16 protein-coding genes and 2 tRNA genes are annotated in these 16,381 nt (G+C 58.7%); 10 read left to right on the top strand and 8 right to left on the bottom strand.

Annotated features, from left to right (window positions below; translation table 11 throughout):
• Positions 1–72: transfer RNA gene (locus DW58_RS09765), tRNA-Asn, on the bottom strand.
• 186 nt (positions 73–258) lie between these two features.
• Here DW58_RS09765 and DW58_RS09760 point away from each other — a divergent pair.
• Positions 259–1,746 carry an EmmdR/YeeO family multidrug/toxin efflux MATE transporter gene (locus DW58_RS09760; protein WP_024550129.1) on the top strand — a complete coding sequence of 496 codons (1,488 nt, stop codon included), beginning with the start codon at positions 259–261 and terminating at the stop codon, positions 1,744–1,746.
• Positions 1,747–1,759: 13 nt separating this feature from the next.
• On the opposite strand, the gene DW58_RS09755 is transcribed toward DW58_RS09760, so the two are convergent.
• Complete coding sequence (locus DW58_RS09755) at positions 1,760–3,007, bottom strand: mechanosensitive ion channel family protein (protein WP_024550128.1); 1,248 nt, start codon at positions 3,005–3,007, stop codon at positions 1,760–1,762.
• 161 nt (positions 3,008–3,168) lie between these two features.
• On the opposite strand from DW58_RS09755, the gene ldtA reads away from it, so the two are divergent.
• Positions 3,169–4,119, top strand: a complete 951-nt coding sequence (gene ldtA, locus DW58_RS09750) for a L,D-transpeptidase (protein ID WP_024550127.1) — start codon at positions 3,169–3,171, stop codon at positions 4,117–4,119.
• Positions 4,120–4,179: 60 nt separating this feature from the next.
• Here ldtA and DW58_RS09745 read toward each other — a convergent pair whose 3' ends face one another.
• Both DW58_RS09745 and DW58_RS09740 read right to left on the bottom strand, forming a co-directional pair.
• Positions 4,180–4,713 (bottom strand): rhodanese-like domain-containing protein, encoded by a 534-nt coding sequence (locus DW58_RS09745; protein ID WP_024550126.1) that lies wholly within the window; start codon positions 4,711–4,713, stop codon positions 4,180–4,182.
• Position 4,714: 1 nt separating this feature from the next.
• Positions 4,715–5,020, bottom strand: a complete 306-nt coding sequence (locus tag DW58_RS09740) for an ArsR/SmtB family transcription factor (RefSeq protein ID WP_024550125.1) — start codon at positions 5,018–5,020, stop codon at positions 4,715–4,717.
• Between the two features lie 538 nt (positions 5,021–5,558).
• On the opposite strand from DW58_RS09740, the gene cspE reads away from it, so the two are divergent.
• From cspE to DW58_RS09725, 4 genes are all read left to right on the top strand, one after another.
• Positions 5,559–5,771, top strand: a complete 213-nt coding sequence (gene cspE, locus DW58_RS09735) for a transcription antiterminator/RNA stability regulator CspE (protein WP_024550124.1) — start codon at positions 5,559–5,561, stop codon at positions 5,769–5,771.
• 451 nt (positions 5,772–6,222) lie between these two features.
• The gene (locus DW58_RS09730; RefSeq protein ID WP_024550123.1) at positions 6,223–6,780 is read left to right on the top strand and encodes a hypothetical protein; all 558 of its coding nucleotides are present in this window, start codon (positions 6,223–6,225) and stop codon (positions 6,778–6,780) included.
• The gene (locus DW58_RS20065) at positions 6,777–7,133 is read left to right on the top strand and encodes a putative T6SS immunity periplasmic lipoprotein (RefSeq protein WP_235047721.1); all 357 of its coding nucleotides are present in this window, start codon (positions 6,777–6,779) and stop codon (positions 7,131–7,133) included. Before DW58_RS09730 ends, DW58_RS20065 begins: the two co-directional genes overlap by 4 nt.
• A 1-nt stretch (position 7,134) precedes the next feature.
• Entirely contained in the window at positions 7,135–7,638 is a 504-nt protein-coding gene (locus DW58_RS09725; RefSeq protein ID WP_024550122.1) for an Hcp family type VI secretion system effector, read from the top strand.
• 189 nt (positions 7,639–7,827) lie between these two features.
• Here the strand turns inward: DW58_RS09725 and DW58_RS09720 are convergent.
• The 3 genes from DW58_RS09720 to DW58_RS09710 all read right to left on the bottom strand — a co-directional run bounded on the left by DW58_RS09720 (position 7,828) and on the right by DW58_RS09710 (position 11,283).
• Positions 7,828–7,903, bottom strand: a tRNA-Asn gene (locus DW58_RS09720).
• A 121-nt stretch (positions 7,904–8,024) separates the two neighbouring features.
• Positions 8,025–9,806, bottom strand: a complete 1,782-nt coding sequence (locus tag DW58_RS09715) for an aminopeptidase P family protein (RefSeq protein ID WP_024550121.1) — start codon at positions 9,804–9,806, stop codon at positions 8,025–8,027.
• 22 nt (positions 9,807–9,828) lie between these two features.
• The gene (locus DW58_RS09710; RefSeq protein WP_024550120.1) at positions 9,829–11,283 is read right to left on the bottom strand and encodes an AMP nucleosidase; all 1,455 of its coding nucleotides are present in this window, start codon (positions 11,281–11,283) and stop codon (positions 9,829–9,831) included.
• Positions 11,284–11,620: 337 nt separating this feature from the next.
• Between DW58_RS09710 and DW58_RS09705 the strand changes: the two genes are divergently transcribed.
• Positions 11,621–12,832: a diguanylate phosphodiesterase gene (locus DW58_RS09705; RefSeq protein ID WP_024550119.1), complete on the top strand. Its 1,212-nt coding sequence runs from the start codon at positions 11,621–11,623 to the stop codon at positions 12,830–12,832.
• 37 nt (positions 12,833–12,869) lie between these two features.
• Here DW58_RS09705 and DW58_RS09700 read toward each other — a convergent pair whose 3' ends face one another.
• Entirely contained in the window at positions 12,870–13,730 is an 861-nt protein-coding gene (locus tag DW58_RS09700; protein WP_024550118.1) for a glucose 1-dehydrogenase, read from the bottom strand.
• A gap of 303 nt (positions 13,731–14,033) precedes the next feature.
• Here DW58_RS09700 and hprR point away from each other — a divergent pair, with 303 nt between their 5' ends.
• The 3 genes from hprR to DW58_RS21370 all read left to right on the top strand — a co-directional run.
• On the top strand, positions 14,034–14,705 hold the full coding sequence (gene hprR, locus DW58_RS09695) for a response regulator transcription factor HprR (protein ID WP_024550117.1): 672 nt from the start codon (positions 14,034–14,036) through the stop codon (positions 14,703–14,705).
• A 1-nt stretch (position 14,706) separates the two neighbouring features.
• Positions 14,707–16,068 carry a heavy metal sensor histidine kinase gene (locus tag DW58_RS09690; RefSeq protein WP_024550116.1) on the top strand — a complete coding sequence of 454 codons (1,362 nt, stop codon included), beginning with the start codon at positions 14,707–14,709 and terminating at the stop codon, positions 16,066–16,068.
• 116 nt (positions 16,069–16,184) lie between these two features.
• A partial coding sequence (locus DW58_RS21370) for a hypothetical protein (RefSeq protein ID WP_235810693.1) occupies positions 16,185–16,381 on the top strand: 197 nt, incomplete at its 3' end.

Here is a 16,381-nt window from a genome sequence, read left to right as displayed (position 1 = left end):
TCCTCTGACTGGACTCGAACCAGTGACATACGGATTAACAGTCCGCCGTTCTACCGACTGAACTACAGAGGAATTGTGGAGGCCTATCTTAACGGCCAAAAAAGTTTTGTCAAACCTCAATACGGCGCGTGGCGTGCAGTTGGCTAAACTCTCACCATCCTGAGGCGCAAAACGACAATTGACCGGAAATGCTTTGCAGGATCGGTATCTCTGTCTCATTATTGAAATGAAGTTTCATCTTTCTGTCCTGGAGCAAACGTGAATCTGGCTGCGACGTTACGTCAGGCGGTGATGCGCACCCCGTGGTACGCAAAAAGAAAGAGCTATCGCGTGCTGTTCTGGCGCGAGATCACCCCGCTGGCGGTGCCTATATTTCTGGAAAACACCTGCGTAATGCTGATGGGGGTGCTGAGCACCTTCCTGGTCAGCTGGCTGGGTAAAGAAGCGATGGCCGGCGTCGGGCTGGCGGACAGCTTCAACATGGTGATCCTCTCCTTTATCGCCGCGGTGGATCTCGGTACCACCGTGGTGGTGGCCTACAGCATCGGCAAGCGTGACCCGGCCCGGGCAAGGGCGGCAGCGCGACAGTCGCTGGTGCTGATGACTATCTTCTCAGTCTTCCTTGCCGGCCTGATTCACGTGACCGGGGAGCAAATCATTGATGTCGTTGCCGGTGAGGCGACGGCGGAGGTGAAACGCCTTGCGCTTATCTACCTGCAGCTGACGGCCTGGAGCTATCCCGCAGCGGCCATCGCACTTATCGGCAGCGGCGCGCTGCGCGGCGCGGGCAACACCAAAATCCCGCTGCTGATCAACGGCGGGATGAACATCCTCAATATCATTATCAGTACCCTGCTGATCTATGGCGTGTTCTCCTGGGACGGACTCGGGTTTATTGGCGCCGGGCTTGGGATCACCATTTCGCGCTATATCGGCGCGGTGGCGATCATCTGGGTACTGGTGATTGGCATTAACCCCACGCTGCGTATCTCGCTGAAAAGTTACTTCACCCGCCTGCAGGGCAATATTCTGTGGGAGGTGCTGGCTATCGGCATTCCGGCCAGCATTGAGTCGGTGCTGTTTAACGGCGGGAAGCTGCTGACCCAGATGTTTGTCGCCGGGATGGGCACTAACGTTATCGCGGGTAACTTTATTGCGTTCTCGGTGGCGGGTCTGATAAACCTGCCGGGTAACGCGCTGGGCTCGGCCTCTACCATCATCACCGGAAAACGCCTCGGAAAAGGGCAGATTGGCCAGGCAGAGCGTCAGCTTCGGCACGTGTTCTGGCTCTCCACCATTGGCCTGACGTTTATCGCCTGGACAACCGCGCCGTTCGCCGGGCTGTTCGCCTCGTTCTACACCCGCGAAGAGGATGTGAAGGAGGTCGTGAAGATCCTGCTGTGGCTCAACGCGGCCTTTATGCCGATCTGGGCCGCCTCCTGGGTGCTACCGGCGGGGCTGAAAGGCGCGCGCGATGCCCGCTTTGCGATGTGGGTGTCAATGCTGGGCATGTGGGGCTGCCGGGTAATTGCCGGTTATATTCTCGGCATCCATTTCGGGATGGGCGTAGTGGGCGTCTGGCTCGGGATGTTCATGGACTGGGCGGTGCGCGGCGCGCTGTTCTACTGGCGCATGGTGAGTGGGCGCTGGCTGTGGAAATACCCGCGTCCGGAGAAGCCTGTGGTCAACGTGGCACCAACCGCAGGCTATAACCCCGGCGGGGGGGATTCACCCACCTCGCCGTAACGCAGCGGCGCGGTCAGCCGCGCTGCACATGGCCCGCCAGGATACGCATGTCGTTCCCGGTGGGCGTCTGATGAATGCGTAACCCAAACTCCTCAACCACCGCGAAAATATGGTCGAAGATATCGGCCTGAATGCCTTCGTACTCCATCCACACTACGGTATTGGTGAACGCGTAAATCTCCAGCGGTAGCCCGTCCGGGCCCGGTGCCAGCTGGCGCACCATCAGCATCATGTCTCTGCGCAGCCGCGGATGGTTACGCAGATACTCGTTGAGCCAGGCGCGGAACGTGCCGATATTGGTCATGCTGCGCCGGTTCAGCACCGACTCATCGCCGCTGTTTTCCTGATTCCATTCGCTGATTTCCGCGCTGCGGCTGTCCATATAGGGCTTCAGCAGGCGGGCGCGAATAAGCCGCGCCTGTTCCTCTTCGGAGAGGAAATGAATGCTGGTGATATCAATATTGATGCTGCGCTTGATGCGACGCCCGCCCGAGGCCTGCATCCCGCTCCAGTTCTTGAACGCGTCCGACACCAGCGCATAGGTCGGGATGGTGGTGATGGTGTTATCCCAGTTGCGGACCTTCACGGTGGTAAGGCCGATATCGATGACCGCCCCGTCAGCGCCATATTTCGGCATCTCCAGCCAGTCGCCGAGCTTGAGCATGGTGTTGGCCGAGAGCTGAATACCGGCCACCAGCCCGAGTATCGGATCTTTAAAGATCAGCATCAGCACCGCAGCCATCGCCCCCAGCCCGCTTATCAGAATCGCCGGGGATTTACCGATAAGCGCCGAGATCATCAGAATGCCAATGACCAGCGCGCTGATAAGCTTCACGCCCTGGAAAATCCCCTTCAGCGGCAGCTGGGACGCGAACGCCGCGTTCCCGGAGAGCTCAAACACCACGTCGAGCAGCGAGAAGAACGACAGCAGCGCGTAGAGCATCACCCACAGCTGAGCGCAGGTGCTGATAATCATCGCCGCATCGCCGCCCTTCGGCAGCAGCAGCACCGCCTGAACATTGAGAATGATCCCCTGCAGGGTGAAGGCGAGGCGGTGGAACAGCTTATTCTGGGTGATGATTTGCAGCCACAGGCGCGAGCTGGCGGTGGCGCGTTTCTCAAAGGTGCGCAGCACCACGCGGTGTAAAACGAGGTGTACCACCAGGGCGGTAAGTAAAATAACCAGCGCGGCCATCGCCAGCGAGCCGGGGTGGTGAAGCCCAAAACCATACGCGTTGAGGGTGGTTAATAGTTCCTGCATGACAACTCCTTTCCGAACAGCCGGGTATGATGCCCAGCGAAGCGGGAGGGTGCAATCTCTGACGGGAAAAGGTGTGTAAAGAGAAACGCAGCGGCGGCGCGAAAAAGAACCAAAAAACGCGCTATGCTTAGCGAAACGTCAGCCCTTCAGGAACCGGCATCATGTCTCGTGTTATTTCGCTTTGCAGTCTGTTTATGCTTCTCGCCAGCCATGCCGCGCTGGCCGTGACCTATACGCTGCCGCCTGAAGGCAGCCGGCTGGTGGGCAGCGTGCGCACCGTTACCGTCCCGCAGGACAACCGCTTCCCGCTGGAGGCGTTTGCCGCACAGAACGGGCAGGGGCTGAGCAACCTGCTGGAGGCGAATCCGGACGTCGATCCCTTTCTGCCCAAAGCCGGCTCGGAACTGATTATCCCGGAACAGCTGATCCTGCCGGATACCGTGCGGGAGGGCATTGTGGTGAACGTGGCGGAGATGCGCCTCTACTACTATCCGAAAGAGGGCGGTACCGTGGAAGTGCTGCCGATTGGCATCGGGCAGGCGGGCCGTGAAACCCCGCGCAACTGGGTTACGGCGGTGGAGCGCAAGCAGGCCGGCCCGACCTGGACGCCGACCGCGAATACGCGGCGTGAATACGCCAAAGAGGGCAAAACCCTGCCGGCGATGGTGCCTGCCGGGCCGGATAACCCGATGGGGCTGTACGCCATCTATATCGGCAGGCTGTATGCCATTCATGGCACCAATGCGAACTTCGGTATTGGGCTGCGCGTCAGCCAAGGCTGTATCCGCCTGCGCAATGACGACATCAAATATCTGTTCGATAACGTCCCGGAAGGCACCCGGGTGCAGCTTATCGATCAGCCGGTCAAAATGACCACCGAACCGGACGGCAGCCGCTGGCTGGAAGTCCACGAGCCGCTGTCGCGCAACCGCGCCGAATTTGAGTCCGACAAGAAAGTCCCGCTGCCGATGATGCCGATGCTGCGAGCGTCGATGCAACGCGGCGAGGTGGATGCGATGCGCGTGGACCAGGCGCTGGTGCGTCGTTCAGGCATGCCGGTGAAGGTGCACGGCGTGGCGTCGGGCGAGCCGACTACCGCAGACCGCCTGTAACCGGCCAGGGCTGATGCCAGCAGAAGAGGGGGGTAAAGCGCGCACGCGTCGTCGACGCCATTACCCCTGCGCTTTATTCCACGGCATCGCCGAGAGCAACAGGGCCATCCCGCACCAGCCGGTGACGCCCGCAACGAGCAACCCTGCGCCGACAACGCCGGGGATAACATAAAACGCCGGGGAGAGCAGCGCTCCGGCCAGCGTTCCACCCAGCGCCAGCGCACCGGCAGCAATGTGTACCTGGCGCATCAACGGCAACGGCTGACGGCGGTCGCGCACCACCGGATAACCGGCCGCTTTCCAGGCAGCGATCCCACCCTGCATAATCAGCGCCTTCGCCGGCAGAGCCGCCGCAATCAGTTGTTCCTTCGCTTTTTCCGTTCGCATCCCGCTCTGGCAGTGGAAAATTACGATGTCAGAGGGACGCAATCCCTTTTCACTGAAGCAGCCGGGAGCGATATTTCCCAGCGGCATACTGTGCGCGTCGGAAATATGTTCCCGCCGCCATTCATCCTGATCCCGGACATCAATCAGTAAAAGAGGGCGTTGGGAAAGGGCTTTCACCTCAACGGGTGACACAAATAGAGCGGACATCTTATTCTCCCGGGCAGTAAATATTTTTTAGCGTTTGCACGACGGCCACTATCGCCTCGTCTTTGATGTGGTAGCGGATAAAGCGGGCATCGCGCACGCCTTCTATCAGGCCTTCCGCCTTCATGCGGGCCAGATGTTGGGACGTGGCGGACGCGCTCAGCCCGCTCATTCTGCTCAGCTCACCGGCTTCGGTACCGGGCTCGCCAATCAGGACGCATAAAATCATTAAGCGCTGGGGGTGGCTCAGCGTCTTCAGCAGCGCTGCGGCTTTTTCTACCTGATTCTGCAGGGCGGTTGGGTCAGTCATACTGGTACACTTTAGAATTTTCTAAATTTAGATAATGCTAAAGTGTTTGGGCGTTGTCAACCGGCCTCTGGTGCTGGGCTGGTAGCCTCGAACGTGCCCCGGGTGTAAGGGATGGGGAAACGGGAAGATCTGCCCTGAAGCCGCCAGTCCAGCAAGGCCTGAGCAGGGCGGTGCTGTTGATGTGACACTGCCTGAGAATCGAACGCGCATCACCCTCGCTGAAGATGAATTACGGCCAATACAGACAGTTTTTTATTGCCCGCATAGGCTCTCAAGCGGAGCGGAATATAGCCGTCCGGGCGTATAAGCGGTTAAAATAAACGAACGAATACGTTGCTAAATAAATTCTGCTGTGTCTTAATAGCGTCATCGGTTTGGAACACAGACCTTATGAAAGCAGTTTTAGTAAAGCAGTCCTCAGTTCAAGTGATATCCCTAGATACCCTTCTTCATGAGCCTCCTCCTAAGTGCCAAATAAGTTACTCTACTACAGGCCATCAATGCCGCATTTAGTGGCTCATCAATTAAGGAAGTATCTATGTCTAATAAAATGACTGGTTTAGTAAAATGGTTTAACGCAGATAAAGGTTTTGGTTTTATCACTCCTGATGACGGCAGCAAAGATGTATTCGTACACTTCTCTGCAATCCAGGGCGACAACTACAAAACCCTCGACGAAGGTCAGAAGGTCTCTTTCACCATCGAAAGTGGTGCTAAAGGCCCGGCTGCTGGCAACGTCAGCGCGCTGTAATCTGCGCCAGTTATCAGTGACGTTTACAACAGCGATGACGGCAATAGCCTGAGCAGATAATCTGCGCTGATAATGAAACAAACCCGCCTACGTGCGGGTTTTTTGTTGTCTTTATTTTACCTGTGCAGGAAATACCTGTGCATGCGTCTGGCGAAAATGCGACGTTTACGTGGTGCATCCACAGTAATAGTGAGCATGACATAATGATGAGCATCGTCCCCACACCGAACATTCAACGTTGCTCTTATCTTATTATCTATCAAATCATATTATGATTCGCCGTTGTTTTATTTTCCTTTGATATATATTGGTGCTGTTTTTTGGTTAAAGCCAGCGCTTGCGGGGAAAAGTAAAAAACAATTGTGAGAACCGGATCGAAACTATTTCCCAGAAGATGATTATGATCGCTGGAGCATTAACACTCCGCTTTTACTTTTTGAGGAATTAAAAAGTGCATAATCAGCATTCCATTAGTTGGCCGGCTACGTCTGAGGGCGGGCTAAGACGGTTGAGGTTGGGAGAAATCAATCTGGCCCGTTCTCTTTATGGCTTCAGTATTTATTATAATAAAGTCTGGATCCACCTCGAAAGCTATCTGCCATTCAATCTACAGAATCCTGCACAGGCAATGAGTCCTGACGGCGAAATGTGGTTCAGAGATAGAACATATGAAAATGACTTTTCTATGCCATCAAATCAGCGAACCCCAGCGGCACAACATCTGTTTATGCATGAAATGATGCATGTCTGGCAGCATCAACGTGGAATGTGGGTGCGCGTACGCGGCGCATTCTCATGGGCCGCAGATTACACGTATAGTTTAGACAAAGACTTACTCGAGTACGGCCTGGAACAGCAGGCATCAATCGTTAGCGACTACTGGTTACTCAGGCACTACGGATTTTGGGGGAACAGTAATCTCTACGCGTACCGGGATTACGAGCCGTCAGAACCTGCCAGGGAATTACTTACCAAATATGAGCAGGTTTTAGGGAGATTCCCCGAATGATAAAGCGAGCAGTGATTCTTTTATTGATTATGCTAACAGGATGTCCAGGAAAAGGTAGAGAAGGCGCTGAATCAGGAAGCAGGCGAGCGGTCTACATTGATAACTCTCGTCTTTGCTTTTCGGTAGACAAAAATGAAGTGTTGAGCCGCTATGTATTATCCACCAACGCACAACAATATAACGAGTTGCTGAGTGGTGACTTTGCTCATCTCATTTATCCTGAAACCTGTTTTACCGTCACGCTGGAAGCAGGAATATCGTATGGCACCAGCTATACAATTGATGGAAAACACTATTACTACACCTTCATTATTGACAAGGCAGGGAATGTTCTTGATTTAGGGAGGAACTAACATGTCATTACCCGCATATTTATTTCTTTATGATGAGAACGGTATGCTATTGCGCGGTGGGAGTCAGGCGGCAGGCCGCGAAAATGCTATCGAGATAATGAGCAGCAGTTACGGAGTACGGCAACCGGTCGATCCCCATACGGGGAGAATGGGAGGAACACGGCAGCATGACCCCTACATTATCCATAAGCAGGTCGATAAGCTTTCGCCGTTGCTTGCAATCTGTGTCTGTGAAGGGCGCCGGTTGCAAAAAGCTGAAATGAGATATTACGAAACAAACGATGCCGGTACAGAGCGCGAAGTCTACCGGGTGACCATGGAGGAGGTCGTCGTCATGTATGTGAATGCCAGCCATACCTGGATACCCGGGTCGGGCAACCACAATATGATTGAAACCGTCGGACTACGCTATGCCCGTATTGAGTGGCACTACCTGGATGGGATGATTAAATATGATGATGCCTGGGTAAAAACGGCTACGCAGCAAGCGCAACCCCGTCAATAAACGAGAACAGACACGGCGAATAGTTGACTTCGCAAGAGTAGTGCAGGGTCTCAGTCATGGAAGAATGTGTATCGTTCTCTCGTCGCAACAGTAATATGCGTAGTAAGAATGTTTAAGCGAACAACGAAAGGGGTTGGGGCCAGAAAGCAAAAAGCCCGCTTATGTTGCCATAAGCGGGCTTCTTAAATGTGGCTCCTCTGACTGGACTCGAACCAGTGACATACGGATTAACAGTCCGCCGTTCTACCGACTGAACTACAGAGGAATCGTGTGAACGGGGCGCATAGTAACGAGGGTAAAAGGGCTTGTCAAAGCCCTTTTTGCACATCCTCGCGCGGTTGCTGATTAATTCCGCAAAACTGCGCAAAATTAACCGTTTCCCGCCGTTATGCTCCGGTCTGCACCCGCAGCGACGCCGTGGCGGCAAACAGCCATGCCCGCGCGTCTTCGTCGACCAGCGGGGAGAGCGTCTCGCGCACCTGCTGGTGATAGTCATCGAGCCAGACTTTCTCCTGCTCGCTCAGCAGCCCAATTTCCACCTGGCTGAGATCGATGGGGATCAGGGTCAGCGTCGAGAAGCGGCTGAAGCCCGGCGCGGCCTTAACCACCTCCACCTGGTTTTCAATGCGGATACCGTATTGCTCTGCCAGATAGTAGCCCGGCTCGATGGTCATGATGCTGCCGGGCAGCAGCGGCCACGGATTCACCTTTTTGGCAATGCGCTGCGGCAGTTCGTGGATCAGCATCCGGTGACCCACACCGTGGCCGGTACCGTGGTCGAAATCCAGCCCCAGCTCCCACAGCGGACGGCGCGCAACGGCATCCAGCTGGTGGCCCTGAGTGCCGTTCGGGAACGGCAGGGTGATCAGCGCCAGGAAGCCCTTCAGCACCGCGGTATAGTGCAGGCGGCGCGGCGCGTCGAGCGGCCCGAACGACAGCGTACGCGTGGCGTCGGTGGTGCCGTTCAGATACTGGCCGCCGGAGTCGTTCAGATAGAACTCCCCGCGGGTGATGGGCCGGTTAGTCTCCGGCGAGGAGTGGTAGTGGCACATCGCCGCATTGCTGCCCGCCGCCGAGATGGTGGTGAAGCTTGGTTCGATAAAGCTCGCACGCTGCTGGCGGAATTCCAGCTGTTTTTCCTGGGCCTCCAGCTCGGTGATGGGGTCGCCCGCCGCTTCACGCCGCGGTACTTCGCGCTGCAGCCAGGCGAGGAAATTCACCCAGGCGGCACCGTCTTCGCGATGGCTGGCGCGATACCCCTCCAGCTCTACCGGATTTTTCAGCGCTTTCATCCAGGTCACCGGGTCGCTCTGCCAGCGCACGGTGCCGCCCGCTGCCTCGACGGCAAACCGCAGCGCCACCGGCGAGAAATCCGCGTCCAGCGCGACGACGCGTCCGGCGGCGCGCTCGGCCACTCGACCAACAAACGCCTGCGGTGGGGAGATCATCACCCCGGCGATGGCTGCCGGGTCAAGCGAGGCCAGCTTTTCAGGGGCAACGAACCATTCAGTGTCGCCCTGCTGGTCAATCAGTAAAAACGAGTGCGGCACCGGGCTCATCGCCACGTCGCTGCCGCGCACGTTGAGCAGCCAGGCAATGTTGTCCGGCAGCGTAATTGCCAGATAATCCACCGCCGCATCGCGCAGCGCCTGGGCAACACGCTGGCGCTTATCGGCTGAGGATTCGCCGCTTATCTCAAGCGGCATCGCGGTAATGGCACCGCACGGGGCGGCGGGGCGATCGTGCCAGACCGCGTCGAACGGATCGCTGTCCAGCGCAACCGGCTCACAGCGGCTGGCGCACAGCGCTTCGTACTGGCTGTTCACCATCAGCAGCGGTTCAAAACCGATGCGTGCGCCGGGGGCAAGGTGTTCGGCGATCCACTGCGTGACCGGCTCGTTATGCAGGTGATGGATCTCAAACGCGCGGGTGTCCACTTCGTGCTGGACCTGCACCTGATAGCGGCCATCGACAAACAGCAGCGCGCGGTCGGCCAGCACCAGCGCCAGCCCGGCGGAACCGGTAAAGCCGGTGAGCCACGCGAGCTTGTTATCGTGCGGGGCGCAGTCTTCGCTCTGGTGCGCGTCGGCCCTGGGGACCAGCAAGCCGTCCAGCCCGCGGGTTTGCATCAGCGCGCGCAGCGCGCCGAGCGGTGTAGTGGGTTGCATCCTGTTTCCTTGTGATGAGCGATCAACGGAACGGCGGTTCGTTGAAGGTACGCAGCTTACGCGAGTGCAGGCGTTCCCCTTCAGCGCGCAGCAGGTCGATGGCGCGAATACCAATCTGTAAGTGCTCCGAGATCGCCCCTTCGTAGAAGCGGTTCGCCTGGCCGGGCAGCTTAATCTCCCCGTGCAGCGGCTTGTCGGAGACGCACAGCAGCGTGCCATACGGAACGCGGAAACGGTAGCCCTGGGCGGCGATGGTGGCACTTTCCATATCGATCGCCACCGCGCGGCTCAGGTTGAAGCGCAGCGCCGAGGCGGAGTAACGCAGCTCCCAGTTGCGGTCGTCGGTGGTGACCACCGTCCCGGTACGCAGGCGCTGCTTCACCGCTTCCCCTGGCATGTCGCTCACCTCTTTGGTGGCGTCATACAGGGCGCGCTGCACCTCGGCGATGCTGGGGATCGGGATATCCGGCGGCAGCACCGCGTCCAGCACGTGGTCGTCGCGCAGGTAGGCGTGGGCCAGCACGTAATCGCCAATCGACTGGCTCTCACGCAGCCCGCCGCAGTGGCCGATCATCAGCCAGACGTCAGGGCGCAGCACCGCCAGATGATCGCAGATGGTTTTCGCGTTCGACGGGCCGACGCCGATATTGATCAGCGTAATCCCCTGACCGTCGGCGGTGATCAGGTGCCAGGCCGGCATCTGGTGTTTTTTCCACGCCAGATCGGAAATCGCCTGTTCGGGCGCTTCGGTATCGGCGGTGATCCAGCTTCCACCGGCGCAGGAAAGCGCCACGTAAGGGCTGTCCGGGTCGAGGATCTGGCTGCATCCCCAGCTGACGAACTCATCCACGTAGCGGGTGTAGTTGGTAAACAGCACGAACGGCTGGAAGTGCTCCACCGGCGTACCGGTGTAGTGGCGCAGGCGCGCCAGCGAGAAATCAACGCGTCGCGCATCGAAGTGCGACAGCGGGTAGAACTCGGTAGGGTGGAACAGCCCGTCGGCCGTCTCGTCACCAATCTGCGCCAGCTCGGTGGTCGGGAAGTGACGAGTCAGCCCGGCGCTCATCGAACGGTCGAGAATAAGCGTTGAGCCGTCAATCACGTAAGGGTAGGGGATTTCGTGGCGTGACGGTCCTACTTCAATACGCGCACCGTAATCTTCGTACAGCATGGTCAGCTGTTCGCGCAGGTAGCCGCTGAACAGGGCCGGGCGGGTAATGGTGGTGGTGTAGCAGCCGGGATGGGTGAAGCGGCCATAGGCGCGGGTCTTCTTCTCCTGACGGGCGATGCCGTCCCAGCTTACCGACAGTTCAGGGTAGACGAACAGGCCGTCGGCCCGGCGGGCTTCTTCCGGCAGAGTACCGTTCTCAATAAAGGCTTTGATCGCCTCGCGCAGCGCGTTCACCGCGTCATCGTAGAGTGCTTCCAGTTTCTCAAGCGCCTGGTCCGGCGTCAGGGTTGTTGCAGTGGTATTCATCTGGTCTCCTGGTCCCGCATGGCACGGCGGGGAGATGTGCCATGTTCGATACTATGTCACAGGTTTATGAAACTTAAGGGAATGGCGCAATGGCATTAATCTGTAAAGTGCCGACCCGCGTCGGGCCAGCCTTCTCGCGCGCGCCGCTGCCCGCCTTCGGCACCGAATCCCCTGCCTTGATCGTAGAATAATTATTTTTCACGGCTATGCGCATGTTTTTGCTGGGTAAAGGCACGAAGCATTCATTTAAAGAATATATTCTCGTAACTTATCAGATCGAAGTGAAATCCGGCAGGGTATACTGACTAACTATATGGCCTAAAAATGCAGGAACACGATGCTATCTACCCTGATTTACCGCAGTCGGCTGAGAGGCGATATCGGCCAGGCGAGCCTGGCAGCGATAGTGACGCAGGCCCAGACGCGTAATGCAGAGTTGCAGGTCAGCGGCATACTGCTTTTTGATGGTCACCAGTTTTTGCAGGTGCTGGAGGGACCGCTGACCTCGGTTGAGGCCCTGTTTGAGCATATCAGCAAGGACGAGCGGCATGATTTCGTGGTGGAGCTGATGCGCGACTATGCCCCGCGTCGCCACTTTGAAAATGTCGGCATGGCGCTGTTCGACCTGCGCAATGTGAAAGCCCACGCGGTGCTGAAGTCGGTGGTCAAATCCAGCGTGGTGCCGTTCAACCTTGCCCGTGAGGCGCGGGTGTACAAATTTATCCGCTCCTTCTTGCGCCGCCCGGACAGCCAGCAGATCTCCCGGCAGTTTCAGCCGGACGCCTGGCGGGTGGACTGCACGCCGCCGCGCTCGCTGTGCCCCCTGCAGCCCGCCGCCGCGGACATCAGCTGTCAGTTCGCCCTGCAACCCATCGTCGAGCCGCTCACCGGCAAAATTAAAGCCTTCGAAGCGCTGATCCGCACCCCGGACGGCGGCTCGCCGGCCGCCTGGTTCGCCTCGGTCTCCAGCGACGAGCTGTATGAGGTCGATCTTCACTCCAAAGAGAACGCCTTCGCGCTGGCGAAAGCGGTGAACATCGGCAGCCATATGATTTCCGTTAACCTGCTGCCCGGCTCGCTGGTGCAGGTTCCGGACGCGGTGGAGATCCTGCTGGCGCAGATTGAACGTCACGGCCTGGTGCCGCAGCAGGTGATTGTCGAGGTGACCGAGAGCGAAGTGATCTCGCGCTTCGACGAGTTCGAGCACGTCATCCGCCAGCTGCGCGCCGCGGGCATTAACCTGGCGATAGACGACTTCGGTGCCGGGTTTGCCGGGCTGTCGCTGCTCACCCGTTTTCAGCCGGGGCGCATCAAAATCGACCGCAGCATCGTCACCGATATCCATCTTCACGGCCCGAAACAGGCCATCGTCCACGGCATCGTCAGGTGCTGCTCTGAGCTTGAGATCACCGTCGTAGCGGAAGGGGTCGAGAAAGTGGAGGAGTGGTGCTGGCTCGAAGCCGCAGGCATCAAATACTTCCAGGGCTACCTGTTTGCCAGGCCGGTACTGAACCGCGCCCCGTCGGTAAGCTGGCCGATTGCCGGGTAAGGCAGGCTCACGGGGCGTGAACCCCGTGAGTGGAGGATCAGATCACCGCCACACCGCCGGTGACGGCAACGGTGGCACCCGAAATGTAGCTCGCCTCATCGCTGGCCAGCATCACATAGGTTGATGCCAGCTCGGCAGGCTGACCGGCGCGCTGGAGCGGCACCTGGCTACCAAACTCTTTGACCTGCTCGGGCGGCATGGTGCTCGGGATGAGCGGCGTCCAGATGGGGCCAGGGGCGACCGCATTGGAGCGAATGCCTTTTTCTGCCAGCATTGCTGCAAGGCTACCGGAGAAGTTAACGATCGCCGCCTTGGTCGCAGAGTACGCGATAAGCTTCGGCTTCGGCTGATCGGCATTCACCGACGCGGTATGAATGATCGACCCACCCGCAGGCATATGCGGGACCGCCGCTTTACAGATGCGGAACATCGCATAGATGTTGGTCTTCATGGTGCGGTCAAACTCGTCGTCGTCTATCTCCTCCAGCGAGTCGCGGGTCATCTGGAACGCTGCGTTGTTGACCACGATATCCACCTTGCCGAAGGCTTCCACCGCCTTGTCTACCACTTCCTGACAGTGCTGCGCTTCCACCAGATCACCGGAAACCAGCACCGCCTTGCGTCCGGCTTCCTCCACCAGGCGTGCGGTCTCTTTCGCATCCTCGTGCTCGTTGTAATAGGAGATGAGCACGTCGGCACCCTCGCGGGCATACGCAATGGCAACCGCGCGGCCAATACCCGAGTCACCACCGGTAATGATGGCGGCTTTGCCGGTTAAGCGGCCCGCGCCTTTGTAGCTGGTTTCGCCGTGATCCGGCTGCGGCTGCATATCGCGCGTGGCACCAGGCCAGGCAAGCTGTTGCTCAGGGAAGGGAGGATTGGGTCGTTGTTCGGACATAGTCGTTCTCCTCTGATAACCGCAAAATTACGGCTGGATAACACAGCGCAGCGGTATCGCCGCGCCGAAAGCGGATGGCTGGCATCCTCAACAGACATTAAGGGTAGTTGAAAAATGAGCGCTAACCGGCGCATGTCGCGATCTTCTGCTGTTTTTAAGCCAAATGCCTAATCCAAATGGCATACAGGCGAAGCGGGGCGGCACAATCTGCCACCGGTGCCGAATCCGTCAGAATCATGACAATATTGTCATCTTCCCTCCCGGCGCTGGGCGAGGCGGCGCGACTCTGCGAGAATGGGCGTCATGAAAGTATTGCTGATTGAAGACAACGACAAAACCCGCCAGTGGCTGATCAAAGGGCTGCGCGAAGCGGGCATTACTATCGACGCGGTCGCCGACGGGCGCGATGGCCTGCACCTCGCGCTGGAGCATGACTACGGGCTGATTATCCTCGACATCATGCTGCCGGGGATGGATGGCTGGCAGGTACTGCAGACGCTGCGCACCGCGAAAGCCACGCCGGTGCTCTGCCTCACCGCCCGCGACGCGGTAAATGACCGGGTTCGCGGCCTCGAACTGGGCGCAGATGACTATCTGGTGAAGCCGTTCTCGTTTGCCGAACTACTGGCGCGGGTGCGGGCACTGCTGCGACGTCACGCGGTAAGCACCACTACCATTACCATTGCCGATCTGGAGCTGGACGCGGTGCGCCACCGGGTGACCCGCAGCGGAGACAGCATCAGCCTTACTCCGCAGGAGTTCAGCCTGCTGTGGTTTCTCGCCAGCCGCGCCGGGGAGATCCTGCCGCGCACGCTGCTGGCCAGTGAAGTGTGGGGCATCAACTTTGACAGTGAAACCAACGTGGTGGACGTGGCAATCCGCCGCCTGCGCCGCAAAATCGACGACCCTTATCCGCTGAAGCTGGTGGAGACGGTGCGCGGCATGGGCTATCGCCTCAACCAGGCAGGGGAGTGAGATGTTCAGACCTTCACTCACCCTGCGCCTGACGCTGGCGTTTACGCTGCTGGTGGCGATCACCAGCGCGCTGGTCAGCGTCTCGCTGTACCGCTCGCTCTATGCGGAACTGGTGTGGCGCGACAACCAGACTCTGGTGAACCGCGGTGCGCAGCTGCGCCAGCTGCTGCTGGACGGCGCCGAGCCGCAGGCGCTTCCGCTCTACTTCAACCGCATGATGGATACCCGACTTGATGTGCTGCGTATTGACCGACCGGGGCGCGGCACCGTGGTGGAAGTCAACCAGGCCGGTGTGGCAATCCCCGGTATGGCCCCGGTGCCGGCCGGTACCCCACCGTCGGCGAGGCTGCTGCACCACTGGCGCACCGCCCACGGCGAGCAGGTCGCGGGCTTAGCCCTGCGCGGTTCCGACCAGGTGGGCGACGTGACCATCTCCGTGGCGCGGGTATCGACGGATCGTGACCGGGTGCTGGCCCGCTATCGTCAAAACAGCCTGATCATCTCCCTGGTCGCCATCCTGCTGGCAGGCATTGCCAGCCAGCTGCTCATTCGCCGCAGCCTGCGGGCCATCGCTACCCTGAGTCAACAGACCGCCCGCACCGACAGCCGCCAGCTGGCCTCACCGCTGGCGCTGGAAACCCTGCCCGCGGAGCTGCTGCCGCTCGGCCAGTCGCTGAACGTGATGCGCCAGCGGCTGGCGGAGGATTTCTCTCGCCTGACCCAGTTTGCCGACGACCTGGCGCACGAGCTGCGTACCCCGGTGAATATTCTGCTCGGGCAGAACCAGGTGATGCTGCAACGCCCGCGCAGCCCGGCGGAGTATCAGGCCCTGCTGGGCAGCAACATCGAGGAGCTGGAGCACCTGACGCGGCTGATTGAGAACATTCTCTTCCTCTCCCGGGCCGATCACCGCAACGTGGCCCTCACCCCGCAGCGTATCGACCTGGCACGCTTTATTGGTGACGTGGTGGACTTCCTGGAGCCGCTGGCGGAAGAGCGAGAGCTGCGCGTGGAGGTGAGCGCCACAGGCGAGGTGGAAGCGGATAAGCTGCTGCTGCAACGGGTGCTGACGAATCTGATGACCAACGCGCTGCGCCACGCGCCCGAGGGGGATCGCATCCTGATACGCGCCGAACCCGTGGCGCACGGCGTCACCATCACCGTGGCAAACCGCGGCGCGCCGATTGATCACCCTGAGAAGATCTTCACCCGCTTCTGGCGCGGGGACGATGCCCGGCACTCGCCCGGCACGGGGCTCGGGCTGGCGATGTCGCAGGCGATCGCCACGCTGCATCGTGGGCAGCTCAGCCTGAGTCATGAGAATGGCTGGAACCGTTTTACGCTCTGGCTACCCCGTTCCTGAGGGGCGTTTTCGGGTTTCCGGCCCACCTCAGAGGGTGGGCTGATGCCCGAAACGATATTTTTGCGCATTCTGCGCAACTTCTTGCTCAGTTTCTGGCATAAAAAACTTTTTGCGCAATGTCTGCAAACGAAATGCGCAGTTCGCGCAAGATCTTGCGCAAAACCGGCCTGCCGCCACGCCCGTTAAAAATAAAGTCCTTTAAATTCAGACATATAAAAACTGGCACGCATCTTGCTTTATATCCGGTGAAGTTCTTTCACTCATACACAAGCAAGGAGCATTACTATGCCAACCCCATGTTATATCAGCATCG

Origin of the sequence: Siccibacter turicensis LMG 23730 (genome assembly GCF_000463155.2) — a bacterium.
Lineage (GTDB): Bacteria > Pseudomonadota > Gammaproteobacteria > Enterobacterales > Enterobacteriaceae > Siccibacter > Siccibacter turicensis.
This window is presented reverse-complemented; position numbering and strand designations above follow the sequence as displayed.

Coding starts and splice junctions, on each gene's coding strand:
- DW58_RS09755 (WP_024550128.1), bottom strand. CDS start 3,007: ATGCAGGAACTATTAACCACCCTCAACGCGTATGGTTTTGGGCTTCAC.
- ldtA (WP_024550127.1), top strand. CDS start 3,169: ATGTCTCGTGTTATTTCGCTTTGCAGTCTGTTTATGCTTCTCGCCAGC.
- DW58_RS09745 (WP_024550126.1), bottom strand. CDS start 4,713: ATGTCCGCTCTATTTGTGTCACCCGTTGAGGTGAAAGCCCTTTCCCAA.
- DW58_RS09740 (WP_024550125.1), bottom strand. CDS start 5,020: ATGACTGACCCAACCGCCCTGCAGAATCAGGTAGAAAAAGCCGCAGCG.
- cspE (WP_024550124.1), top strand. CDS start 5,559: ATGTCTAATAAAATGACTGGTTTAGTAAAATGGTTTAACGCAGATAAA.
- DW58_RS20065 (WP_235047721.1), top strand. CDS start 6,777: ATGATAAAGCGAGCAGTGATTCTTTTATTGATTATGCTAACAGGATGT.
- DW58_RS09725 (WP_024550122.1), top strand. CDS start 7,135: ATGTCATTACCCGCATATTTATTTCTTTATGATGAGAACGGTATGCTA.
- DW58_RS09715 (WP_024550121.1), bottom strand. CDS start 9,806: ATGCAACCCACTACACCGCTCGGCGCGCTGCGCGCGCTGATGCAAACC.
- DW58_RS09710 (WP_024550120.1), bottom strand. CDS start 11,283: ATGAATACCACTGCAACAACCCTGACGCCGGACCAGGCGCTTGAGAAA.
- DW58_RS09705 (WP_024550119.1), top strand. CDS start 11,621: ATGCTATCTACCCTGATTTACCGCAGTCGGCTGAGAGGCGATATCGGC.
- DW58_RS09700 (WP_024550118.1), bottom strand. CDS start 13,730: ATGTCCGAACAACGACCCAATCCTCCCTTCCCTGAGCAACAGCTTGCC.
- hprR (WP_024550117.1), top strand. CDS start 14,034: ATGAAAGTATTGCTGATTGAAGACAACGACAAAACCCGCCAGTGGCTG.
- DW58_RS09690 (WP_024550116.1), top strand. CDS start 14,707: ATGTTCAGACCTTCACTCACCCTGCGCCTGACGCTGGCGTTTACGCTG.